Annotated in this window: 22 protein-coding genes and 1 riboswitch; of the genes, 15 read left to right on the top strand and 7 right to left on the bottom strand. The window is 61.5% G+C overall.

Annotated elements, in window-relative coordinates; all coding sequences use genetic code 11:
- The first annotated feature begins 3 nt into the window (after nt 1–3).
- The 9 genes from mdcA (at nt 4) to madM (ending at nt 7217) form a co-directional block, all read left to right on the top strand.
- The gene (mdcA, locus tag D8U60_RS01865; protein WP_016772750.1) at nt 4–1674 is read left to right on the top strand and encodes a malonate decarboxylase subunit alpha; all 1671 of its coding nucleotides are present in this window, start codon (nt 4–6) and stop codon (nt 1672–1674) included.
- On the top strand, nt 1674–2531 hold the full coding sequence (locus tag D8U60_RS01870; RefSeq protein WP_130899354.1) for a triphosphoribosyl-dephospho-CoA synthase: 858 nt from the start codon (nt 1674–1676) through the stop codon (nt 2529–2531). Before mdcA ends, D8U60_RS01870 begins: the two co-directional genes overlap by 1 nt.
- On the top strand, nt 2531–2830 hold the full coding sequence (locus D8U60_RS01875) for a malonate decarboxylase subunit delta (protein ID WP_039757560.1): 300 nt from the start codon (nt 2531–2533) through the stop codon (nt 2828–2830). The genes D8U60_RS01870 and D8U60_RS01875 overlap by 1 nt, the downstream gene beginning before the upstream one ends.
- Nucleotides 2823–3674 (top strand): biotin-independent malonate decarboxylase subunit beta, encoded by an 852-nt coding sequence (locus D8U60_RS01880; RefSeq protein WP_130899355.1) that lies wholly within the window; start codon nt 2823–2825, stop codon nt 3672–3674. The genes D8U60_RS01875 and D8U60_RS01880 overlap by 8 nt, the downstream gene beginning before the upstream one ends.
- Nucleotides 3671–4456, top strand: a complete 786-nt coding sequence (gene mdcE, locus D8U60_RS01885; protein ID WP_130899356.1) for a biotin-independent malonate decarboxylase subunit gamma — start codon at nt 3671–3673, stop codon at nt 4454–4456. The genes D8U60_RS01880 and mdcE overlap by 4 nt, the downstream gene beginning before the upstream one ends.
- Nucleotides 4450–5070, top strand: coding sequence for a malonate decarboxylase holo-ACP synthase (locus D8U60_RS01890; protein WP_130899357.1), 621 nt, complete (start codon nt 4450–4452; stop codon nt 5068–5070). The genes mdcE and D8U60_RS01890 overlap by 7 nt, the downstream gene beginning before the upstream one ends.
- Nucleotides 5067–5987 carry a malonate decarboxylase subunit epsilon gene (mdcH, locus tag D8U60_RS01895; protein WP_130899358.1) on the top strand — a complete coding sequence of 307 codons (921 nt, stop codon included), beginning with the start codon at nt 5067–5069 and terminating at the stop codon, nt 5985–5987. Before D8U60_RS01890 ends, mdcH begins: the two co-directional genes overlap by 4 nt.
- Nucleotides 5988–6054: 67 nt before the next feature.
- The gene (gene madL / locus D8U60_RS01900) at nt 6055–6447 is read left to right on the top strand and encodes a malonate transporter subunit MadL (protein WP_016772756.1); all 393 of its coding nucleotides are present in this window, start codon (nt 6055–6057) and stop codon (nt 6445–6447) included.
- Between the two features lie 5 nt (nt 6448–6452).
- On the top strand, nt 6453–7217 hold the full coding sequence (madM, locus tag D8U60_RS01905) for a malonate transporter subunit MadM (RefSeq protein ID WP_024014642.1): 765 nt from the start codon (nt 6453–6455) through the stop codon (nt 7215–7217).
- A 117-nt stretch (nt 7218–7334) separates the two neighbouring features.
- On the opposite strand, the gene D8U60_RS01915 is transcribed toward madM, so the two are convergent.
- Nucleotides 7335–8255, bottom strand: a complete 921-nt coding sequence (locus D8U60_RS01915; RefSeq protein WP_024014641.1) for a LysR substrate-binding domain-containing protein — start codon at nt 8253–8255, stop codon at nt 7335–7337.
- 140 nt (nt 8256–8395) lie between these two features.
- Here D8U60_RS01915 and D8U60_RS01920 point away from each other — a divergent pair, with 140 nt between their 5' ends.
- The gene (locus tag D8U60_RS01920; protein WP_039757573.1) at nt 8396–9013 is read left to right on the top strand and encodes a hemolysin III family protein; all 618 of its coding nucleotides are present in this window, start codon (nt 8396–8398) and stop codon (nt 9011–9013) included.
- 136 nt (nt 9014–9149) lie between these two features.
- Here D8U60_RS01920 and D8U60_RS01925 read toward each other — a convergent pair whose 3' ends face one another.
- On the bottom strand, nt 9150–9869 hold the full coding sequence (locus D8U60_RS01925; protein WP_041476795.1) for a 16S rRNA (uracil(1498)-N(3))-methyltransferase: 720 nt from the start codon (nt 9867–9869) through the stop codon (nt 9150–9152).
- Between the two features lie 222 nt (nt 9870–10091).
- Complete coding sequence (locus tag D8U60_RS01930) at nt 10092–11498, bottom strand: adenosylmethionine--8-amino-7-oxononanoate transaminase (protein WP_130899360.1); 1407 nt, start codon at nt 11496–11498, stop codon at nt 10092–10094.
- A gap of 223 nt (nt 11499–11721) precedes the next feature.
- Between D8U60_RS01930 and D8U60_RS01935 the strand changes: the two genes are divergently transcribed.
- From D8U60_RS01935 to D8U60_RS01945, 3 genes are all read left to right on the top strand, one after another.
- On the top strand, nt 11722–13491 hold the full coding sequence (locus tag D8U60_RS01935) for a flavin monoamine oxidase family protein (protein WP_130899361.1): 1770 nt from the start codon (nt 11722–11724) through the stop codon (nt 13489–13491).
- 348 nt (nt 13492–13839) lie between these two features.
- Nucleotides 13840–14391: a cytochrome b gene (locus tag D8U60_RS01940; RefSeq protein WP_024014636.1), complete on the top strand. Its 552-nt coding sequence runs from the start codon at nt 13840–13842 to the stop codon at nt 14389–14391.
- A 31-nt stretch (nt 14392–14422) separates the two neighbouring features.
- Entirely contained in the window at nt 14423–15001 is a 579-nt protein-coding gene (locus D8U60_RS01945) for a YceI family protein (protein ID WP_122698573.1), read from the top strand.
- Between the two features lie 239 nt (nt 15002–15240).
- On the opposite strand, the gene D8U60_RS01950 is transcribed toward D8U60_RS01945, so the two are convergent.
- From D8U60_RS01950 to ahcY, 4 genes are all read right to left on the bottom strand, one after another.
- Nucleotides 15241–17103, bottom strand: a complete 1863-nt coding sequence (locus tag D8U60_RS01950; RefSeq protein ID WP_016772767.1) for a DEAD/DEAH box helicase — start codon at nt 17101–17103, stop codon at nt 15241–15243.
- Nucleotides 17104–17324: 221 nt separating this feature from the next.
- Nucleotides 17325–18137 (bottom strand): transporter substrate-binding domain-containing protein, encoded by an 813-nt coding sequence (locus D8U60_RS01955; RefSeq protein ID WP_122698572.1) that lies wholly within the window; start codon nt 18135–18137, stop codon nt 17325–17327.
- Between the two features lie 171 nt (nt 18138–18308).
- Nucleotides 18309–19154 carry a methylenetetrahydrofolate reductase [NAD(P)H] gene (gene metF, locus D8U60_RS01960; protein ID WP_130899362.1) on the bottom strand — a complete coding sequence of 282 codons (846 nt, stop codon included), beginning with the start codon at nt 19152–19154 and terminating at the stop codon, nt 18309–18311.
- 186 nt (nt 19155–19340) lie between these two features.
- The gene (gene ahcY, locus D8U60_RS01965; RefSeq protein WP_016772771.1) at nt 19341–20750 is read right to left on the bottom strand and encodes an adenosylhomocysteinase; all 1410 of its coding nucleotides are present in this window, start codon (nt 20748–20750) and stop codon (nt 19341–19343) included.
- A 23-nt stretch (nt 20751–20773) separates the two neighbouring features.
- A riboswitch (S-adenosyl-L-homocysteine riboswitch) is annotated at nt 20774–20872 on the bottom strand.
- A 191-nt stretch (nt 20873–21063) separates the two neighbouring features.
- On the opposite strand from ahcY, the gene D8U60_RS01970 reads away from it, so the two are divergent.
- Together D8U60_RS01970 and D8U60_RS01980 are read left to right on the top strand one after the other, a co-directional pair.
- The gene (locus D8U60_RS01970) at nt 21064–21471 is read left to right on the top strand and encodes a hotdog domain-containing protein (protein ID WP_071173389.1); all 408 of its coding nucleotides are present in this window, start codon (nt 21064–21066) and stop codon (nt 21469–21471) included.
- 192 nt (nt 21472–21663) lie between these two features.
- On the top strand, nt 21664–22232 hold a 569-nt coding region (locus D8U60_RS01980; protein ID WP_130899363.1), incomplete at its 3' end, for a formate/nitrite transporter family protein.

The following is a 22232-nucleotide window of genomic DNA, read 5'->3' on the forward strand; positions in this document are numbered from 1 at the left end:
AGCATGACAACAACAATTTCCCCCGACTCGCGCTGGACGCGGCGGCGTGACGAGAAGCAGCGCCGGCTCGACAAGGTGCGCGGGCTCGCCGATGGCGCGGTGTTGCCCAGCGACAAGATCGTCGCCGCGCTCGAAGCGCTGATCCATCCCGGCGACCGCGTGGTGCTGGAGGGCAACAACCAGAAGCAGGCGGATTTCCTCTCGCGTTCGCTGGCCAAGGCCGACCCGGCCAAACTCCACGATCTGCACATGATCATGCCCAGCGTCGGCCGCTCCGAGCACCTTGATCTGTTCGAACGTGGCATTGCCCGCAAGCTCGATTTCTCCTTCGCCGGCACCCAGAGCCTGCGCATCAGCCAGTTGCTCGAAGATGGCTTGCTCGAAGTCGGCGCCATTCACACGTACATCGAACTCTACGCCCGCCTCGTCGTGGACCTGATCCCCAACGTTGTGCTCTCGGCCGGTTTCATGGCCGACCGCGCCGGCAACATCTACACCGGCCCGAGCACCGAAGACACTCCCGCACTGATCGAACCGGCGGCGTTCAGCGATGGCATCGTCATCGTCCAGGTCAACCAATTGGTCGATGACGTCAGCGAACTGCCCCGCGTAGACATTCCCGCTTCATGGGTCGATTTCGTCGTGGTCGCCGACAAGCCGTTCTACATCGAGCCGCTGTTCACCCGCGACCCACGGCATATCAAGCCTGTGCACGTGTTGATGGCGATGATGGCGATTCGCGGGATCTACGAAAAACACAACGTGCAGTCGCTCAACCACGGCATCGGTTTCAACACCGCCGCCATCGAACTGATCCTGCCGACCTACGGCGAATCCCTCGGCCTGAAAGGCAAGATCTGCCGCAACTGGACGCTCAATCCGCACCCGACGCTGATCCCGGCGATTGAAAGCGGCTGGGTCGAGAGCGTGCATTGCTTCGGTACCGAACTGGGCATGGAAAACTACATCGCCGCTCGGCCGGATGTGTTCTTCACTGGCCGCGACGGTTCGCTGCGCTCCAACCGCATGGTCTGCCAACTCGCCGGGCAATACGCGGTGGATCTGTTTATTGGCGCGACATTGCAGGTCGATGGCGACGGCCATTCCTCGACGGTGACTCGGGGCCGTCTGGCCGGTTTCGGTGGTGCGCCGAACATGGGCCACGATCCGCGCGGCCGCCGTCACGGCACTCCGGCGTGGCTTGACATGCGCCACGCCGATGGGCCGCAACCGATGCTCGAACGTGGCAAGAAACTCGTGGTGCAAATGGTCGAGACCTTCCAGGAGGGCGGCAAACCGACCTTCGTCGAAACCCTCGACGCCGTGGAAGTGGCGAAGAAAAGCGGCATGCCGCTGGCGCCGATCATGATCTACGGCGACGACGTTACCCACCTGCTTACCGAAGAAGGCATTGCCTACCTGTACAAGGCACGCTCGCTGGAAGAACGCCAGGCGATGATCGCAGCGGTCGCCGGGGTTACCGCCATCGGCCTGCGGCACAACCCGAAAGACACCGAACGCATGCGCCGCGAAGGCCTGATCGCCTTGCCCGAAGACCTCGGCATCCGCCGCACCGACGCCACGCGCGAATTGCTCGCGGCGAAAAGCGTCGCCGATCTGGTCGAGTGGTCCGGTGGCCTGTACAACCCGCCCGCCAAATTCAGGAGCTGGTAATGCACGCATTCAACCTGCAAGCGAAACCGCTTTCTCTGGCTGACCGCTTGGCCGATCTGGCGGTGGACGCCTTGATCGACGAAGCCGATCTGTCGCCGAAACCGGCGCTGGTCGACCGTCGTGGCAACGGCGCGCACACCGATCTGCACCTGGGCCTGATGCACGCGTCGGCGCTGGCATTGTGGCCGGCATTCAAGGAAATGGCCGAGGCGGCGCTGGAGATCGGCGAAGTCGGTGTGCCGTTACGCGAAGCGATTGGCCGCATCGGCCGTGAAGGCGAGCAAGCGATGCTCGTGACCACCAACGGCGTCAACACCCATCGCGGTGCGATCTGGGCGTTGGGACTGTTGGTGACAGCCGCCGCGCTGCAACCGAAATCCATCGCCCTGTGCGCCGCCCGCCTGGCACTGCTCGACGACCGCTACGCACCGACGCCGCTCAGCCATGGCGCACAGGTTGCCCAGCGTTACGGCGCACGTGGTGCTCGCGAGGAAGCGCAACTGGGCTTCCCGTCCGTGCTGCAACGCGGCCTGCCGCAACTGCACAAAAGTCGCGCCAACGGCCACGGCGAACAGAACGCCCGGCTTGATGCGTTGCTGGCGATCATGACCGAGCTGGCTGACACCTGCGTGCTCTACCGCGCCGGCGAGCCCGGTCTGCACGCCATGCAGGCCGGCGCGCAAGCGGTGCTCGATGCCGGTGGCAGCGCCAGCCTCAGCGGTCGTCGGCGCCTGCACGAACTGGATCAACAACTCATCGCATTGAATGCCTCGCCCGGTGGCGCCGCCGACCTGCTCGCCGCCACGCTGTTGCTCGATCGTATCGAGCGCGACGGCATCTCTCAGGGAGCGTTTTGATGGAAAACCTATCGTTTGAATTCCCCGCCGGGCAGCCGCCACGCGGGCGTGCGCTGGTCGGTTGTGTCGGCTCAGGTGATCTGGAAGTGCTGATCGAACCGGGTCTGGCCGGCAAACTGACGATCAACGTGCAGACCTCGGTCAACGGCGCGCAGCAGCGCTGGCAGCACCTGTTTGCGCGGATGTTCGACGGCACCACGCCGCCGGCGATGGCCATCGATATCCACGATTTCGGCGCGACACCGGGGGTGGTGCGCTTGCGTCTGGAACAGGGTTTCGAGGAGATCGGCCATGACTGACAGCGCAGCGTTGCTCAACAAACACAGCTTCGTCGAACTCGGCGCGCGGCAGCGGGCGAAAGCCTTGCTCGACGTCGGGACCTTTCGCGAACTGCTCGATCCGTTTCAACGGGTCATGTCGCCATGGCTTGAGCGCCAAGGTGTGGTGCCGCAAGCCGACGACGGCGTGATCATCGCCAAGGGCCGCCTCGACGGTTTGCCGGTGGTCATCGCGGCGATTGAAGGTGCGTTTCAGGGCGGCAGCCTCGGTGAAGTCGGCGGGGCGAAGATTGCCGGTGCGCTGGAACTTGCCGCTGAAGACAACCGCAACGGCATCGCCACCCGCGCCGTATTGCTGCTGGAAACCGGTGGCGTGCGCTTGCAGGAAGCCAATCTCGGGCTGGCGGCGATTGCCGATATTCACGCGGCGATTGTCGATCTGCAGCAGTACCAACCGGTGGTCGGCGTGGTCGCCGGCAGTGTCGGTTGCTTCGGCGGCATGTCGATTGCTGCGGCACTGTGCAGTTATTTGCTGGTGACCCAGGAAGCACGCCTCGGTCTGAACGGCCCGCAAGTCATCGAGCAGGAAGCCGGGATCGAGGAATACGACTCCCGCGACCGGCCATTCATCTGGAGCCTGACCGGCGGCGAACAGCGTTTCCACAGTGGTCTGGTGGATCGTTATGTCGCCGATGACGTGGCGCAAATTCGTCAGCAGGTCGGCCAACTGCTCCAGCAAGGCCTGCCGGCACAGCCGCGCAGTCAACGCGCCGAGTGGTTCCTGCAACGCCTCGGCAAGCTGGACACGGGCAAGCAAATCGAACCGTCGGTGGTTCGCGATCTGTATCAAGGAGAGCGCTCATGAGCGGTTATTCATTGCGCGGTTTGCACTGGTTCAATGCGCTCAGCGCTGGCGCCAGTGTCGTCGAAGGGTTGCCGCCGTCGTTGAAAGTCGCCGACGCTGAGCTCGGCAGGTTTATCGCCGTGGTCGCCGACCCGGACAATCGTTTTCCCCGCGCCCGCAATGGCGAGGTCGGTCTGCTCGAAGGCTGGGGTCTGGCCAAGGCTGTGGATGACGCGATCAGCGCCGACCGCGACAGCGCACAGAAGCGCCCGATCATTGCCATTGTCGATGTGCCGAGCCAGGCGTATGGCCGCCGCGAAGAAGCCCTCGGCATTCATCAGGCGCTGGCCGGCGCGGCGGACAGTTATGCCCGTGCGCGCCTGGCCGGGCATCCGGTGATTGCGCTGCTGGTGGGCAAGGCCATGTCGGGTGCATTTCTCGCCCACGGTTATCAGGCCAATCGCCTGATTGCTTTGCGCGATCCCGGCGTGATGGTGCACGCAATGGGCAAAGCCTCGGCGGCGCGGGTCACCTTGCGCAGTGTCGAGGAACTGGAAGCGCTTGCCGCCAGCGTGCCGCCGATGGCCTATGACATCGACAGCTACGCCAGCCTCGGTCTGCTCTGGGAAACCCTCTCGGTGCAGCAGATCGAACAACCGACAGAGGAAGATCTGACGCGCGTGACTGAGTGCCTCAAGCAAGCGATCAGCGATGTGACCAGCACTGATTTGAAAGGGCGACTTGGTGCGAGCAATCGTGCCGCCTCCAGCAAAGTCCGCGAGTTGCTGAGGGCGCAGTGGTGAACCTGCCCCTGGCCCACGATCTGCTCTGGGGCATGACCCCGGCGCAGTTGCCGGCTGATGCGCCGGCGTGGGCGATCGCGGCGCTGGCGGCCGGGCAACCGGTGGTGGTACGCCGAGCCTTGAGCGAGGAAGGTCTGGTCGCGGTCGGCGTTCGTAGTGTGTTGCGCGAGCAGCGGCTGGCGGCGTTTATGCCGCTCGATTCGATTGCCTGTCGGGTCAGTCCCGAAGCCCTTTGTCAGGTTGAGTGCGAGCGAGATCTGCCGGTGATGCAGGCGCTCAAACAACTGCGGCCGATACTCGATGACTGCGGTTGGGTCTGGGGTGTCAGCGGCAGTGTCGGGTTTGAATTGGCCAGTGGTTTTGCAGCGATGCACGCGGCCAGTGATCTCGATCTGATTCTGCGTGCGCCGCAGATGATCGGCCGTGATCAGGCGCGCGAACTGGTCGCGCTTTTTGATCAAACTGCGTGCCGGGTCGATATGCAATTGCAGACGCCGTTCGGCGCTGTGGCGTTGCGGGAATGGGCCAGCGGTTCGTCCCGAGTGCTGCTGAAAAATGCTTATCGGGCCTGTCTGGTGACGGATCCGTGGAACCCGCAGGAGCAGGCAGCGTGAGCAGCCTGTTGGTGTTTCCCGGCCAGGGCGCGCAGCAAGCCGGCATGCTCCAGCGTTTGCCAAGGGAAACGCTGGCCGAGGCCAGTGATGTGCTGGGCGAAGATGTTGCGCTGCTGGATTCAGCCGAGGCATTGCGCACGACCAGAGCGGTGCAGCTGTGCCTGCTGATCGCCGGTGTCGCTGCTTCGCGGCAGTTGTTGCAGGATGAACTGAGCGCGGATTACGTCGCCGGCCTGTCCATCGGCGCCTACCCGGCAGCAGTGGTGGCGGGAGCCTTGAGTTTCAGCGATGCGCTGCATCTGGTCAGTCTGCGCGGTGAGCTGATGCAACAGGCTTATCCACAGGGCTACGGCATGACCGCGATCATCGGCTTGCAGTTATCCACCGTCGAAACCCTGCTGGCGCAAGTGCACAGCGAAGATGCGCCGGTGTATCTGGCCAACATCAACGCCGATAACCAAGTGGTCATCGCCGGCAGCGACAAGGCCATGCAAGCAGTGGCCGAACTGGCGCGCAGTCGCGGCGCCGGAGTGGCGAAGCGGCTGGCGGTGAGCGTGCCGTCGCATTGCCCATTGTTGGAAAAACCGGCGCAGGCGCTTGCCGAGGCCTTCGCCAAGGTTGAACTGAAGAACCCGAAAATCGCTTATCTGAGCGGCAGTCGCGCGCGGCCTGTGAGCAAAGTCGAAGCGCTGCGCGATGACCTCGCTTTCAACATGTGCCGCGTGGTGGACTGGCGCGGCACCGTGCAAAGCGCCTACGAGCGCGGCGTGCGTCTACAAATCGAACTGCCGCCCGGTGCGGTGCTGACCGGGCTGGCGCGCCGGGTGTTCGAGCAGGGCACCGTCACTGCCTTCGACAGTGCCCGCCTCGATACCCTGCAAGCGCTGTTGCGCGAGGAGGGTGGCCGCCAACTCTAAAACCGCCGCGACTCAAGCTTCGAACAACAAAAACAACATTCGACGATGCACTTTGAGGACTACAACAATGATTATTTACGGTGTGGCGTTTCTCGCCTTTTGCACGCTGGTCGGTATCTGGGTCGGTGAATTGCTCGGCAAGCTGATCGGCGTGCCGGCCAACGTCGGCGGTGTCGGCATTGCGATGCTGCTGTTGATCGGGTTGGGCAGCTATCTCTACAAGAGCGGCTGGCTCAAGGGCAAGACCGAGCAGGGCGTGGAGTTCTGGAGCGCGATCTACATTCCCATCGTGGTCGCCATGGCCGCACAGCAGAATGTCTACGGTGCGCTGAAGGGCGGGCCGATGGCGATTCTTGCCGGCACCCTCGCCGTAGTGATCGCTTTTGCCCTGGTGCCGGTGCTGACGCGCATGGGCAACAAGCAAGAGACGCCGATTGCTCCTGCCAAGACTGCGGGGTAATCGCCATGTACGAATCGATGATGAAAGTGATCACCGGCTACGGTCTGATCAGCGGCTTTTTGATTGTCGGCCTGACCATGTGGGTGTCCTACTGGATGTCCAACACCTTCACCAAGGGCCGTCTGCACGGTTCGGCGATCGCCATTCTGCTCGGGCTGGTGCTGTCGTATATCGGCGGCGCACTCACCGGTGGGCAAAAAGGCGTGGTGGATATTCCCCTCTTGTCCGGCATCGGCCTGCTCGGCGGTGCGATGCTGCGGGATTTCGCGATTGTGGCGACGGCGTTTGGGGTGAGTGTCGATGAGCTCAAACGCGCCGGACTCGTCGGTGTGCTGGCGCTGTTTGTCGGCGTTGGCACCTCGTTCGTCGCCGGCGTCGGCGTGGCGATGGCGTTCGGCTACACCGATGCGGTGAGCCTGACCACGATTGGCGCCGGTGCCGTGACCTACATTGTCGGCCCGGTGACCGGCGCGGCGATCGGCGCCAGCTCCGAGGTGATGGCGCTGTCGATTGCGGCGGGGCTGATCAAGGCGATTCTGGTGATGGTGATGACACCGTTCGTGGCGCCGATGATCGGCCTGAACAATCCGCGCAGCGCGGTGATTTTTGGTGGTTTGATGGGCACCTCCAGCGGCGTTGCCGGAGGCCTGGCGGCCACCGATCCGAAGCTGGTGCCGTATGGTTGCCTGACGGCGGCGTTCTACACCGCGCTTGGGTGTCTGCTGGGGCCTTCGCTGCTGTTTCTGGCGATGCGCGGGTTGATGGGCTGACCGAGCTGACATTGATCGTTCCCACGCTCTGCGTGGGAATGCAGCCCGGGACGCTCCGCGTTCCAAAGCGGACGCAGAGCGTCCATTGAGGCATTCCCACGCAGAGCATGGGAACGATCATGAGCTGGCTTGGCGATTGGCATACATCCGACACTCCGCCAGCAACGCCAGCAGATTCGGATCACGCTCCTTGGCCTTGAGAAACACCACGCCAATGTGCTGCTGCAACCGGTACTTCTCCTGCAACGGGATGAGCTTCACCCGGTTCTCGTACACCGCCGCAATCCGCCCCGGCAACAAGGCGTACCCCACCCCTGAGCTGACCATGCTCAGCAAAGTGAAGATGTCATTGACCTGCATCGCCACCTTCGGCTCGAACCCCGCCTGCTTGAACACCCGCACACCGTCCTGATGGGTGGCGAAGCCCTGGGTCAGGGTGATGAAGGTTTCATCGCGCACTTCCGCCAGATCGACTTCACTGCGCTGAGCGAATTTTGAATCCGCCGGGGTGGCGAGGAAGATGTCGTCGGAAAACAGCGCAATTTGCTCGCAATCCGGATCGTTGATGCTGTCGTCCAGCGACACCAGAATCGCGTCGACTTCCATGTTTTTCAGCTTGTAGAGCAGGTCGATGTTCGAGCCGAGGATCAGGTCGATGTTGAGTTCGCTGCGGCGGATTTTCAGGCCCATGATCAGCTGTGGCACGGTCTTCACCGTCAGCGAATACAGCGAGCCGAGCTTGAAACGCTCGGCGGAAAATCCGGCGGCTTCGCGGGTCAGGCGTACGCTGTCGACGACGTCGTTGATCAGCTTCTGCGCACGTTCTTCCAGCACATAGGCGCTTTCCAGTGGCGTCAGGTTGCGCCCTTCGTGTTTGAACAGCGGGCAGCGCAGGGCGTTTTCCAAAGAGTGAATGGCGCGGTGCACGCTGACGTTGCTGGTCTGCAATTCGGCGGCGGCGCGGGCGAGGTTGCCGGTGCGCATGAAGGCGAGGAACACCTCGAGTTTTTTCAGGGTCAATTCTTCGTCGATCAGCATGGCGCGGACTCTTTTTGGTATCGGCCGATTGTGCCCAATTCCCGCGGGCCGCGCAGGCGAGGTTGAACAGAAACATTGCGCTTTTACGCTCAAGGCCCGAGCCTTGCGCGCTGCGGTAACGAATGTGAGGTGAGCAATACATGTATCACGGGGAAAAACTCAACGCCTGGACCCATCTGGTAGGAGCCATCGCCGCGTTTATCGGCGGCGTATGGATGCTGGTGATTGCCAGCCTCGACGGCAGTCCGTGGAAGATCGTCAGCGTGGCGATCTACGCCTTCACCTTGCTGGTGCTCTACAGCGCCTCGACCGTGTACCACAGCGTGCGCGGGCGCAAGAAAGCGATCATGAAGAAGGTCGACCATTTTTCGATCTACCTGCTGATCGCCGGCAGCTACACGCCGTTCTGCCTGGTGACGTTACGCGGGCCTTGGGGCTGGACGCTGTTCGGGATTGTCTGGGGGCTGGCGCTGATCGGCATCCTGCAAGAGATCAAACCGCGCTCCGAGGCACGGATTCTGTCGATCGTGATTTACGCGGTGATGGGCTGGATCGTGCTGGTTGCGGTCAAACCGCTGATCGCCGCGCTGGGCACGGCCGGGTTTGCCTGGCTGGCATCGGGCGGGGTGTTGTATACGGTGGGGATTATCTTTTTTGCCCTCGATCACCGGCTGCGGCATGCCCATGGCATCTGGCATCTGTTCGTGATTGCCGGGAGCTTGCTGCACTTTGTGGCGATTCTGTTTTACGTCCTGTAGCCCGGCTGACTGATCGTTCCCACGCTCTGCGTGGTAACGCCTCCTGTGACGCTCTGCGTCACGCTGTTTGGGACGCGGAGCGTCCCGGGCTGCATTCCCACGCAGAGCGTGGGAACGATCAGTCCGGCAAAAAGGTTTAGAAATCACCCCAAAGTTGCTGGGCTACCGCCAGCGCCACCACCGGCGCAGTCTCGGTGCGCAGCACCCGTGGGCCGAGGCGGGCGGCGTGGAAGCCATTGCCTTTGGCCTGCTCGACTTCGCCGTCCGTCAGGCCACCTTCCGGCCCGATCAGGAACGCCAGCGTCGCCGGTTTGGCATGACTCACCAACGGCTCTGCCACCGGGTGCAGCACCAGTTTCAATTCGGCTTCGGTCTGCTTGAGCCAGTCCGCCAGCAACACCGGCGGATGAATCACCGGCACCCGTGAACGCCCGCACTGTTCGCAGGCACTGATCGCCACCTGGCGCCAGTGCAGCAAGCGCTTGTCGGCGCGTTCGTCCTTGAGCCGCACTTCGCAGCGTTCGCTGAAGATCGGCGTGATTTGCGTCACGCCCAGTTCGGTGGCTTTCTGAATCGCCCAGTCCATGCGCTCGCCCCGGGACAGGCCCTGGCCGAGGTGGATCTGTAGCGGCGATTCGATTTGCCCGGCGAATTGCTCGTCGATTTGTACAACCACGCGTTTCTTGCCGACGTCCACCAAGGACCCGCGAAATTCATGGCCGGAACCGTCGAACAACTGCACCGCATCGCCTTCGGCCATGCGCAACACGCGGCTGATGTAATGCGCCTGGGCTTCCGGCAGTTCGTGTTCGCCAGTGCTCAGCGGGGCGTCGATAAAGAAGCGGGACAGTCTCATTTCGGGTCTCTAAAAAATTGGCGCGTAGTCACTGTTGGCAGAGCTTTGGTGGCGAGGGGATTTAGCGAACCGTCGCACCGCCCCGTTCGGCTGCGCAGCAGTCGTGAAATCAGCACACGCAATAATCCTGACTCACCGCGATTGCAGATTTCAGGGCGGCTTCGCCACCCAACGGGGATAAATCCCCTCGCCACAGGGTCCTTCTCAAACCTTTGGTATCGATCAGCCCGGGTCGCGGAATCCCGGATGGAAGTCTTTCGGCACCGCAACACTGACGCTGTCACGCGTAGCGATATCAATACCGTCACTGGCCACTTCGGCCAGGAAGTCGATCTGCTCCGGGGTGATCACATACGGCGGCAGGAAATACACCACGCTGCCCAGCGGGCGCAACAACGCACCACGTTCCAGCGCATGCTGGAATACCTTCAAGCCACGACGCTCCTGCCAAGGGTAGGCCTCTTTGGTGGCTTTATCCTTGACCATCTCGATCGCCAGGACCATGCCGGTCTGGCGCACTTCGGAGACGTTCGGGTGATCGACCAGATGCGCGGTCGCCGAAGCCATGCGCTGAGCCAGCGCCTGGTTGTTCGCGATGACGTTGTCCTGCTCGAAAATGTCCAGGGTCGCCAGTGCCGCAGCGCAGGCCAGCGGGTTGCCGGTGTAGCTGTGCGAATGAAGGAAGGCGCGCAGGGTCGGGTAGTCGTCGTAGAAGGCGCTGTAGACCTCGTCGGTGGTCAGGCACGCCGCCAGCGGCAGGTAGCCGCCGGTCAGGGCTTTGGACAGGCAGAGGAAATCCGGGCGGATGCCGGCCTGTTCGCAGGCGAACATCGTCCCGGTGCGGCCGAAGCCGACGGCGATTTCGTCGTGGATCAGGTGCACGCCATAGCGGTCGCAGGCCTCGCGCAACAGCTTGAGGTACACCGGGTGATACATGCGCATGCCGCCGGCGCCCTGAATCAACGGCTCGACGATCACTGCCGCGACGCTGTCATGATTTTCCGCCAGCGTCTGTTCCATGGCGGCGAACATGTTGCGCGAATGTTCTTCCCAGCTCATGCCTTGCGGGCGCAGATAGCAATCCGGGCTCGGCACTTTGATGGTGTCCATCAACAGGGCTTTGTAGGTCTCGGTGAACAGCGGCACATCGCCGACCGCCATCGCTGCCATGGTTTCGCCGTGGTAGCTGTTGGTCAGGGTGACGAAGCGCTTCTTGTTCGGCTGGCCGCGATTGAGCCAGTAATGAAAACTCATCTTCAGCGCGACTTCGATGCACGACGAACCGTTATCGGCGTAGAACACCCGGTTCAAGCCTTCCGGGGTCATTTTCACCAGACGCTCGGACAGCTCGATCACCGGCTGATGGCTGAAACCGGCAAGAATCACGTGTTCGAGTTGATCGACCTGATCCTTGATGCGCTGGTTGATGCGCGGGTTGGCGTGGCCGAACACGTTGACCCACCACGAGCTGACCGCGTCGAGGTAGCGCTTGCCTTCGAAGTCTTCGAGCCAGACGCCTTCGCCGCGCTTGATCGGGATCAGCGGCAGCTGTTCGTGGTCTTTCATCTGGGTGCAGGGATGCCACAACACCGCAAGATCGCGTTGCATCCACTGGTTATTCAGGCCCATTTACAGTCTCCTCGAGGCGGCTCGCGTCAGGCGCGGGCGAACAATCGCGCAAGCCTATGCAATGCATCGCGCGGGAACAACCCATTGTGTCGATTGAGCTACTTTGTCTGAGCCGATAGACGTCGCTGGCGGCGTTTTGATGGCTAACGTATTCTTCGCGGTTCTTTGAGTCGTCTGACTCGCAAAACTGCTTTTTCCCACATGTTTTTCCGGAGTTCGCTGAATGTCTGTCGGTTGGCTGCGCGCCTGTGCGCTGGTGATGTTGGGGCTGTTCAGCGTTACGGCGCTGGCCAAGGATAAAACCGCAATCGTGATCGGCGGCGGCCTGTCGGGTCTGACCGCTGCTTACGAACTGCAGAACAAAGGCTGGCAGGTCACCCTGCTGGAAGCCAAACCGAGCCTGGGCGGCCGCTCGGGCATGGCCACCAGCGAGTGGATCGGCAACGACAAGACCCAGCCGGTGCTGAACAAGTACGTGTCGACCTTCAAGCTCGGCACCACGCCGGCGCCGGAATTCGTGCGTACGCCGGGTTATCTGATCGACGGCGATTATTTCTCCGCCGCTGATCTGGCCACCAAGCAGCCAGCCACCGCCGATGCGCTCAAGCGCTACCAGAAAACCCTCGACGATCTGGCGCGCTCGATCGACGACCCGCAGAACCCGGCGGCGACCGCCACCCTGCACGCGCTGGATCAGATCACCGTATCGAGCTGGCTCGACAAGCAGAACCTGCCGGCCACCGCGCGCCAGCTGATCAACCAGGACATCCGCACCCACTACGACGAACCTTCGCGTCTGTCGCTGCTGTATTTCGCTCAGCAGAACCGCGTCTATCGCGGCGTCTCCGACCGTGACCTGCGCGCCTCGCGTCTGGTCGGCGGCAGCCAGGTGCTGGCGCAGGCCTTCGTCAAACAGATCAAGACCATCAAGACCAGCTCGCCGGTCTCGGCCATCATCCAGGACAAGGACGGCGTGACCGTCAAAGTCGGCAGCGTCGGCTATCAGGCTGACTACGTGGTGCTGGCGGTGCCGTTGCGCGCACTGAACAAGATCTCGCTGACCCCGGCGCTGGATGCCCAGCATCTGGCGGCGATCAAGGGCACCAACTACGGCTGGCGCGACCAGATCATGCTGAAGTTCAAGACGCCCGTGTGGGAAAGCAAATCGCGCATGTCCGGCGAGATCTACAGCAATACCGGTCTGGGCATGCTCTGGATCGAACCGGCACTGAAGGGCGGCGCCAACGTGGTGATCAACCTGTCCGGCGATAACGCCCGTGTGATGCAGGCGTTCGGCGACAAGCAGATGGTCGATCAGGTGCTGATCCGTCTGCACGCGTTTTACCCACAGGCCCGTGGCTCGTTCACCGGTTATGAAATCCGTCGCTACAGCACCGACCCGTCGATGGGCGGCGCCTACCTGGCTTACGGCCCGGGGCAGATCAGCAAGTTCTGGCGCCTGTGGGAACGTCCGCTGCAACGCGTAGCGTTCGCCGGCGAACACACCGACACCTTGTACCCGGGCACCTTGGAAGGCGCACTGCGCACCGGCCAGCGCGCGGCCAGCCAGGTTGAAGATCTGGCGGCAGGCAAGTCGTTCGAACCGGTCAAAGTGGTTCCGGCTGCAGCAGCGGCAGGCGCGGCGGGTGCGGTAGCGGCGAAGAAGGGCAACTTCTTCAGCAACCTGTTCGGCGGTTCGGATGACGAGAAGAAGCCTGAGCCTGTGAAAGCGCCAGAGCCAGCACCTGCTCCGGCCGCTCCAGCGCCTGCACCGACCCCGGCACCTGCGCCAGCGCCGGTGGAAGCACCGAAACCAGCGGCCCCGGTGAAAGCCGAGCCGGCGAAAAAAGCAGCGGCCAAGCCAGCGGCGAAGAAGCCTGCGGCCAAAACCGAAACGAAAAAGCCGGCGGCCAAACCGGCGGCGAAGAAGGCTGAACCGGCGAAGAAGCCAGCGGCCAAGCCTGCTGCAACGACCGAGACCAAGGCGCAGTAAGGCTTCGCAGTGAATGAAAAAGCGCGGCGTATATGCCGCGCTTTTTTTTGCCTGCAAGGACCCCATCGCTGGCAAGCCAGCTCACACAGGTTTCTGAGATGAACGCGGGATTTGTGCACGCCACTAACCACTGTGGGAGCGGGCTTGCCCGCGATTAGGCCTGTCCAGACAGCGCATCATCAGGATCTGCCCCCTAACATCCCGCCACACTTTTGCCTTTAATCTTTTCTTAACTCGTCACTTCCAGACTCTTGATCGTATTTCTCGATATTTCAAAGCAAAATTTTCCGCTTTAATTCGATAGATAACTCGCTAGTCTTGGTTCGCAGTTCTCACAGGATTTGGGCAATGCAGCTACGTAACTCTTCTTCGCGCTATGGTTGGGTCAGCATCTTCATGCACTGGGGCGTGGCGCTGGCGGTCTTCGGGCTGTTTGCGTTGGGTCTGTGGATGGTCGGGCTGGATTACTACAGCACCTGGCGCAAAGACGCGCCGGATCTGCACAAGAGCATCGGTCTGGTGCTGCTCGGTGTGATGGTGTTGCGGGTGGTGTGGCGTTTCATCAGCCCGCCGCCGCCAACTCTGCAAAGCTACAGCCGCATGACCCGTATCGGCGCTAAATTCGGCCACGGGTTTCTGTATCTGGCGCTGTTCGCTGTGATGATTGCCGGTTACCTGATTTCCACCGCAGACGGTGTCGGGATCCCGGTGTTTGGCCTGTTTGAAGTTCCTGCACTGCTCTCCGGACTACCGGATCAGGCAGATACCGCTGGGGTGATTCATCTCTGGCTGGCGTGGGCACTGGTAATTTTTTCCGGTCTCCATGCGTTGGCAGCATTGAAGCACCACTTTATCGATCGTGATGCGACCCTCACTCGAATGCTCGGTCGCAAAGCCTGAAATTCAACCTCGACTCAAAGGAAAAGAAAGCATGTTGAAAAAGACTCTGGCCGCTCTGGCAATCGGTTCCGCCGTGCTGTCCGCCAACGTAATGGCTGCTGACTATGTGGTAGACAAGGAAGGCCAGCACGCCTTCGTCGACTTCAAGATCAGCCACCTGGGCTACAGCTACATCACCGGTACCTTCAAGGACATCGACGGCAAGTTCAGCTTCGACGCTGCCAAGCCTGAAGACAGCAAGATCGAGTTCAACGTCAACACTGCCAGCGTGTTCACCAACCACGCCGAGCGCGACAAGCACATCGCCAGCGATGACTTTCTAAACGCCAGCAATTTCGGCAAGGCCACCTTCGTGTCCACCAGCGTCAAGTCCACTGGTGCCAACACCGCTGACGTGACCGGCGACCTGACCCTGCTGGGCGTGACCAAGCCAGTTGTCGTCAAGGCCACTTTCCTGGGCGAAGGCAAGGATCCATGGGGCGGCTACCGTGCCGGCTTCGAAGGCACCACCACCATCAAGCGTTCCGATTTCGGCAAGCAGAAAGACCTTGGTCCGAAGTCCGATGCGGTCGAGCTGTATGTTTCGTTCGAAGGTGTGAAAGCGAAATAAATTTCGCCGCCACATGAAAACGCCCCCGGTCGCAAGGCCGGGGGCGTTTTTTTTGCCACAACACAGATCCCCTGTAGGAGCTGCCGAAGGCTGCGATCTTTTGATCTTGATTTTTGAAGATCAAGATCAGGATCAAAAGATCGCAGCCTTCGGCAGCTCCTACACAAAGCGATTTGCAGCGCTTATGAAAAATGCCCCGGCTCTTTTGAGTCGGGGCATTTTTCATTGCGGCTTGAAACTCAGCGATTGCGGGTCAGCAGTGCTGGTTTCTCGCCACGCGGGCGGCTTGGCAGTTGATCGAGCTGCTCAGGCGTCGGGAAGCGGTCGGCTTTCGATTCCTTGTGCATGATCTTCGGACCGTTGCTGCGCGGATTCTGCACGGCTGGTTCGCTGCGTGGCTGATCGTCACGGGCTGGGCGGCGGTTGCGCGGCGCGGATTCGTCACGACGACCCTGACCGTCACGCGGTGCGCCATTGCGCGGGCCGCTGCGTTTGGCCGGTGGCGTGCCGGTGCTCGAGCCGTTGCTGTTGCGTGGACCGTTCTGACGACCCTGAGGCTGACCACCGCGTGGTGCGCCTGCGCCTTGCGCCGGTGCGCCCGGACGACGGCCACGGCCGCCGGCAGGAGCGGCCTTCGGCACGTAGTCAACGCGGTTACCGAAGTTATCGATATCGTCGTCGAGGAACTCGTCCGGGGCACGGTCAGCCGCTGCACGCGGTGGCTGGCTCGGGCGCTGTTCGCGGCTCGGCGTGCCTTCGCGCGGTTTCTGCTGACGGGCAGGGCGCTCGCCACGTTCACCGGCCGGCTTTTCCTTGCCCTTGTCTTTGCCTTTGTCCTTGCGACCGCCGCCACCGCCGCCGCCATTCGGGCCGTCGCCACGTGGGCCACGGGAATTGCGCGGGTTGCGGATGTCCGGACGCTCGCGGGCTTCCGGCTTCTCGGCTTCGATGGTGCTGGAGTCGAAGCCCATCAGATCGCCATCGGCAATCTTCTGCTTGGTCATGCGCTCAATGCTTTTCAGCAGCTTCTCTTCGTCCGGTGCGACCAGGGAGATCGCCTCGCCGGAACGACCGGCGCGGCCGGTACGGCCGATACGGTGCACATAGTCTTCATCGACGTTCGGCAGCTCGAAGTTGACCACATGCGGCAACTGGTCGATGTCCAGACCACGGGCGGCGATGTCGGTCGCAACCAGAATGCGTACTTCGCCGGCCTTGAAGTCGGCCAGGGCTTTGGTGCGGGCGTTCTGGCTCTTGTTACCGTGGATCGCCACCGCCGGCAGGCCGTGTTTGTCCAGGTATTCAGCGAGACGGTTGGCGCCGTGCTTGGTGCGGGTGAAGACCAGTACCTGTTCCCACGCGCCGGCGGTGATCAGATGCGCCAGCAGCGCACGTTTGTGGCTGGCCGGCAGGCGGAACACGCGTTGTTCGATGCGCTCGACCGTGGTGTTCGGCGGCGTCACTTCGATGCGTTCCGGGTTGTGCAGCAGTTTGCCGGCGAGGTCGGTGATGTCTTTGGAGAAAGTCGCCGAGAACAGCAGGTTCTGACGCTTGGCCGGCAGACGTGCGAGGACTTTCTTCACGTCGTGGACAAAACCCATGTCGAGCATGCGGTCGGCTTCGTCGAGAACGAGAATTTCCACGTGGGACAGATCGACGCTGCCCTGGCCGGCGAGGTCGAGCAAGCGACCCGGGCAGGCGACGAGAACGTCGACGCCACGGGACATGGCCTGGACCTGCGGGTTCATGCCAACGCCGCCGAAGATGCAGGCGCTGACGAATTTCAGGTCACGGGCGTAGATCTTGAAGCTCTCGTGCACCTGGGCCGCGAGTTCGCGGGTCGGGGTCAGGACCAGCACGCGCGGTTGGCGCGGGCCGTGACGCTGGGATTTGTCCGGGTGACCGTTGGGGAACAACCGCTCCAGAATCGGGAGGGCGAAACCGCCGGTTTTACCGGTACCTGTCTGAGCCGCCACCATCAGGTCGCGACCTTGCAACACGGCGGGAATGGCCCGCTGTTGCACCGGAGTAGGCTCGGTATAGCCCGCATCTTCGATGGCACGGACTAAAGCCTCGGAGAGACCGAGGGAAGCAAAGGACATGAGTAATCCTGTTTTAGTTAGGGCTTGGCCCAATGGGAGTCTTGCCTGGCGCGAATCACGTTTAAGAGGACGCAATCCCGTCCGGTCCAGCGGCGGTTCCGAAGGCACGTCAGGAGCGCTCGCGCGGGCTGGAAGCTGCGCTGTAGCGGGTCGAGAGGCCTGTTACGGTTCCGGGCGTCCGGGCGTGAGCCTGGCGGGAACGCCGGAGTATAACAGAGCAATCACTGCGCGCTGCTTTCCTGCTGCTCAACGGTTTTGCCGCCGGCCGTGGCCGAACGCAGTGACGCGCTATCAACGGGCGCAGCACCATAGCGTGCGCTGAGCTCGGCGTAGGCCGGTTCGCGCTTGAATCGCTTGAGCTCGGCGCCGAAGCGCTGCACCAGCAAATCCATGCCGGCATTGCGCCGAACCGCAAGAAACTGGCTCTGACGGCTGATAACCGTCGGGTTTTCCGTGATCAGATCGCGAATATTCAGCTCATCGAGCAAATGCTGACCGACGCGGCGATCGGTTATCAGCAGGTCGATCCGCCCGCGCACCAGTTTGCCGAAATTGGCTTCATGGGTCGGTGCCGGCTCACGAACAAACAGGTCCGACTGGCTGAAGTCAGGGCTGTACAGATAACCCGGCGAGGTGCCGATGGTCAGGCCTTTGAGTTGTTCGAGGGTGTTGAAAGGATGCGGCCGCTCATTGGCGTAGAACATCACGAATTCGACGTCGGACAAAGGTTCGCTGGGATAGAGCAGGGTGGCGTCGCGTTCGGCGCTGTGAAAGATGTCCAGCGCACCGTCGGCCTGGCCGGTTTCGAGCATCGACAGGCAGCGCTTCCACGGCAGGAACTGCCATTCCACTTCAATGCCCAGGCGCTGGAACACGATGGCGGTAGTTTCGTAGTCAAGACCAAGGTTTTTGCCACCCTGTTCGTAGACGTACGGCGCCCACGGCTCGGTGACAATACGCAACTTCTCCCCCCGAGCGGCGACGCTCAGGCAAGCAAAAACCAGCACGGCGAATAACTGCGTGATCAAAGGCATGGCTGGAGATTACGACGAGAATCGCGAAAGAGCCAGAAAGCCGCTGCACAAGCTCTGTTTCGCGGCTTCAAACAAAAAAAATCGCAGCCCTGACAACCCAACAAAGATGTTGCCAAGGACTGCGATCTCTTGATCCAGCTTGTAGCTTTCAGCTCGAAACTTGCAGCTGCTTCAGCGCGGCAACTTCAGGTTATTCCAGATGGCCAGGCTAGGTTCGGCCTGGTTCATCGAGTAGAAGTGCAGCCCCGGCGCGCCGCCCTGCAGCAGGCGTTCGCACATTTCGCTGACGACTTGTTCGCCAAAGCTTTGAATGCTTCGCGTGTCATCGCCGTAGGCTTCCAGTTGCTTGCGGATCCAGCGCGGGATTTCCGCACCGCAGGCATCGGAGAAGCGTGCGAGTTTGCTGTAGTTGGTAATCGGCATGATCCCCGGCACGATCGGCAGATCCACGCCCAGCGCCTGCAAACGGTCGACGAAGTAGAAGAAGCTGTCGGCGTTGAAGAAGTACTGGGTGATCGCGCTGTCGGCACCGGCCTTTGCCTTGCGCACGAAGTTGGCGAGATCGTCTTCGTAGTTGCGCGCTTGCGGATGCATCTCCGGGTAAGCGGCGACTTCGATGTGGAAATGATCGGCGGTTTCTTCACGAATGAATTCCACCAGTTCATTGGCGTGACGCAGCTCACCGCTGGTCATGCCCATGCCGGACGGCAGGTCGCCACGCAGGGCAACGATGCGCTTGATGCCGGCAGCCTTGTATTCGTTCAGCAGGCCGCGCAGGTCGTCCTTGCTGTCACCGACGCACGACAGGTGCGGAGCGGCGGGTACTTTGACTTCGTTTTCCAGCTGTAACACGGTGTTGAGCGTGCGATCACGGGTCGAACCGCCAGCGCCGTAGGTGCAGGAAAAGAAATCAGGGTTGTAGGTGGCCAACTGACGGGCAGTGGCGAGCAGCTTTTCTTGCCCGGCATCGGTCTTGGTCGGGAAAAACTCGAAGCTGTAGCGACGGTCTTGGGACATTGGAGGGGGCCTCCAGCTACGAGCTGCAAGCTTCAAGCTGCAAGAGGGCGGAGCGCCGGGATCCTGTGCCTGAAGCTTGCAGCCAGCGGCTGCGTAATAACGATGAAGAAGCCAGCGACAGCTACAAGCCTCAAGTAAACCAACCGCTTTTACTTGCCGCTTGCAGCTTGAAGCTCGCAGCTGCTCTTAATAGCGATAGGCGTGCGGCTTGAACGGGCCTTCGACGGTGACGCCGATGTAGTCAGCCTGTTGCTTGGTCAGTTGGGTGACCACGCCGCCGAAGCCGCGAACCATTTCCAGGGCCACTTCTTCGTCGAGTTTCTTCGGCAGCACTTCAACGGTCAGACGCTCGGCTTTCTGCGCTGGCGACAGGTCGGCGTATTTCTGGCCGAACAGGAAGATCTGTGCCAGAACCTGGTTGGCGAACGAACCGTCCATGATGCGGCTCGGGTGACCGGTGGCGTTGCCCAGGTTCACCAGACGGCCTTCGGCCAGCAGGATCAGGTAGTCGTCGTTCTGTGGATCGAAGCTGCCAGCGCCGGTGCGGTGAACCTTGTGCACCTGTGGCTTTACTTCTTCCCAAGCCCAGTTCTTGCGCATGAAAGCGGTGTCGATTTCGTTGTCGAAGTGACCGATGTTGCAGACAACGGCGCGCTTCTTCAGGGCTTTGAGCATGTTCGCGTCGCAAACATTGACGTTACCGGTGGTGGTCACGATCAGGTCGATCTTGCCCAGCAGCGCTTTGTCGATGCTCGCTTCGGAACCGTCGTTGATACCGTCGATGAATGGCGACACCAGTTCGAAGCCGTCCATGCAGGCTTGCATGGCGCAGATCGGGTCGACTTCGGAGACTTTTACGATCATGCCTTCCTGACGCAGGGACTGGGCCGAGCCCTTGCCCACGTCACCGTAACCGATGACCAGCGCTTGCTTGCCGGACAGCAGGTGGTCGGTGCCGCGCTTGATCGCATCGTTCAGGCTGTGACGGCAGCCGTACTTGTTGTCGTTCTTGGACTTGGTCACCGAGTCGTTGACGTTGATCGCAGGGATCTTCAGCTCGCCCTTGGCCAGCATGTCCAGCAGACGGTGTACGCCAGTGGTGGTTTCTTCGGTCACGCCGTGAACGCGATCGAGCACTTGCGGGTATTTCTTGTGTAGCAGCTCGGTCAGGTCGCCGCCGTCGTCGAGGATCATGTTGGCGTCCCAAGGCTGGCCATCCTTGAGGATGGTCTGCTCCAGGCACCACTCGTACTCTTCTTCAGTCTCGCCTTTCCAGGCGAACACCGGGATACCGGCGGCAGCGATAGCGGCAGCGGCCTGATCCTGAGTAGAGAAAATGTTGCAGGACGACCAGCGTACTTCGGCACCCAGGGCAACCAGGGTTTCGATCAGCACGGCGGTCTGAATGGTCATGTGGATGCAGCCGAGGATTTTCGCGCCCTTGAGCGGCTGCTCGGCAGCGTATTTGCGGCGCAGACCCATCAGGGCAGGCATTTCCGATTCGGCGATGATGGTTTCGCGACGGCCCCAGGCAGCCAGGGACATGTCGGCAACTTTGTAATCGGTAAAATCGGCAGGCGTGTTGACAGCGCTCATGAAGAGCCTCCATTCGTAATGTATGCGAATGGGCGCCGTTGTGCGTTTAGTGTCCGGCGCAGGCCGGTCAACGCCCCATCCGAGCCTGACAGGTCGAACCTGCTGCAGCGCCCCTCGGACAGGTGGCGGGAAAACGGCATAGCCGTTCTGAATCGGTGGCGATTATAGCGGTCTTCGCCCGGCTAGTGGCAAGCGGCAAGCTACAAGCGGCAAGTAAAAGCCAATCCGCTTTTACTTGCAGCTTGTAGCTTAAAACTTGAAGCTGGGGGCCAATACCCCTAACGCTCAAACGCCTCGACCCAGGAGCCCCCCCATGAATTTCCACACCCGCAAATGGGTTAAACCCGAAGACCTCAACCCCAACGGCACCCTGTTCGGCGGCAGCCTGCTGCGCTGGATCGATGAAGAAGCGGCGATCTACGCCATCGTGCAACTGGGCAACCAGCGCGTGGTGACCAAGTACATCTCGGAAATCAACTTCGTCAGCGCCTCGCGCCAGGGCGACATCATCGAACTGGGCATCACCGCCACCGAATTCGGCCGCACCTCGATCACCCTGACCTGCGAAGTGCGCAACAAGATCACCCGCAAGAGCATCCTGACCGTCGAGAAGATGGTGTTCGTCAACCTCGGCGAAGACGGCCTGCCGGCGCCGCACGGGCGGACCGAGATCAAATATGTGAAAGACCAGTTCAAGGATGACGAAGCCGTCAGCGAGTAATGCGAGCCCTGTAGGAGCTGCCGAAGGCTGCGATCTTTTGATCTTGTTTCTGAAAATCAAAATCAAAAGATCGCAGCCTTCGGCAGCTCCTACCCTGGATTGGTGTGCATGCAGAGATTTGCGCCGCGCCTACAGAACGTATTCCCAAGCGCAACGGTCGTAGCTACATCGCCCGCCACCGGTTGCCACGCCATGACCACCCCCACCAGCGACAAGACCCCCGACCTCTCGGCCAAGGAGCAGCACGAAGTCGAGAAGAGCCAGCCGCCGCGCGCGGCCGTTCTGCATGAAATCATCCGCACCCAGGGCGACCAGGAACTGGAGCGCAGCATTGCCGCGCTGTGGTGGTCGGCGCTGGCGGCAGGTTTGACCATGGGCCTGTCGCTGATGGGCATGGGATTGCTCAATTCGCGCCTGCCCGATGGCGACGAATTCAAGGTGATCGCCAGTTTCGGCTACTGCGCCGGTTTCCTCGCGGTGATCCTCGCGCGCCAGCAACTGTTCACCGAAAACACCCTGACCGCCGTGCTGCCGGTGATGACCAGGCCGACGCTGAAGAATTTCCTGCGCCTGATCCGTCTGTGGACAGTGGTATTGGTCGGCAACCTCTGCGGGACGATCCTGGTGGCGTACGTGATGCTGGAACTGCCGATTTTCGACAGCAAAACCGACGTCGCCTTCCTCGAAATCGGCCGCAAGGTCATGGAGCATAGCGCCAGTCAGATGTTCGCCAAGGGCATCGTCTCCGGCTGGATGATCGC

Source organism: Pseudomonas sp. Sample_11, assembly GCF_004307505.1.
In the GTDB taxonomy this organism is placed as follows: Bacteria; Pseudomonadota; Gammaproteobacteria; order Pseudomonadales; family Pseudomonadaceae; genus Aquipseudomonas; species Aquipseudomonas atacamensis.

What these genes read in the sequence shown, in the direction of transcription:
- D8U60_RS01920 (WP_039757573.1), top strand. Translation starts at nt 8,396, where the DNA reads ATGTATCACGGGGAAAAACTCAACGCCTGGACCCATCTGGTAGGAGCC.
- madL (WP_016772756.1), top strand. Translation starts at nt 6,055, where the DNA reads ATGATTATTTACGGTGTGGCGTTTCTCGCCTTTTGCACGCTGGTCGGT.
- D8U60_RS01950 (WP_016772767.1), bottom strand. Translation starts at nt 17,103, where the DNA reads ATGTCCTTTGCTTCCCTCGGTCTCTCCGAGGCTTTAGTCCGTGCCATC.
- D8U60_RS01930 (WP_130899360.1), bottom strand. Translation starts at nt 11,498, where the DNA reads ATGGGCCTGAATAACCAGTGGATGCAACGCGATCTTGCGGTGTTGTGG.
- D8U60_RS01935 (WP_130899361.1), top strand. Translation starts at nt 11,722, where the DNA reads ATGTCTGTCGGTTGGCTGCGCGCCTGTGCGCTGGTGATGTTGGGGCTG.
- D8U60_RS01870 (WP_130899354.1), top strand. Translation starts at nt 1,674, where the DNA reads ATGCACGCATTCAACCTGCAAGCGAAACCGCTTTCTCTGGCTGACCGC.
- D8U60_RS01970 (WP_071173389.1), top strand. Translation starts at nt 21,064, where the DNA reads ATGAATTTCCACACCCGCAAATGGGTTAAACCCGAAGACCTCAACCCC.
- D8U60_RS01940 (WP_024014636.1), top strand. Translation starts at nt 13,840, where the DNA reads ATGCAGCTACGTAACTCTTCTTCGCGCTATGGTTGGGTCAGCATCTTC.
- D8U60_RS01875 (WP_039757560.1), top strand. Translation starts at nt 2,531, where the DNA reads ATGGAAAACCTATCGTTTGAATTCCCCGCCGGGCAGCCGCCACGCGGG.
- madM (WP_024014642.1), top strand. Translation starts at nt 6,453, where the DNA reads ATGTACGAATCGATGATGAAAGTGATCACCGGCTACGGTCTGATCAGC.
- D8U60_RS01880 (WP_130899355.1), top strand. Translation starts at nt 2,823, where the DNA reads ATGACTGACAGCGCAGCGTTGCTCAACAAACACAGCTTCGTCGAACTC.
- D8U60_RS01915 (WP_024014641.1), bottom strand. Translation starts at nt 8,255, where the DNA reads ATGCTGATCGACGAAGAATTGACCCTGAAAAAACTCGAGGTGTTCCTC.
- ahcY (WP_016772771.1), bottom strand. Translation starts at nt 20,750, where the DNA reads ATGAGCGCTGTCAACACGCCTGCCGATTTTACCGATTACAAAGTTGCC.
- mdcE (WP_130899356.1), top strand. Translation starts at nt 3,671, where the DNA reads ATGAGCGGTTATTCATTGCGCGGTTTGCACTGGTTCAATGCGCTCAGC.
- D8U60_RS01925 (WP_041476795.1), bottom strand. Translation starts at nt 9,869, where the DNA reads ATGAGACTGTCCCGCTTCTTTATCGACGCCCCGCTGAGCACTGGCGAA.
- D8U60_RS01955 (WP_122698572.1), bottom strand. Translation starts at nt 18,137, where the DNA reads ATGCCTTTGATCACGCAGTTATTCGCCGTGCTGGTTTTTGCTTGCCTG.
- D8U60_RS01945 (WP_122698573.1), top strand. Translation starts at nt 14,423, where the DNA reads ATGTTGAAAAAGACTCTGGCCGCTCTGGCAATCGGTTCCGCCGTGCTG.
- metF (WP_130899362.1), bottom strand. Translation starts at nt 19,154, where the DNA reads ATGTCCCAAGACCGTCGCTACAGCTTCGAGTTTTTCCCGACCAAGACC.
- mdcA (WP_016772750.1), top strand. Translation starts at nt 4, where the DNA reads ATGACAACAACAATTTCCCCCGACTCGCGCTGGACGCGGCGGCGTGAC.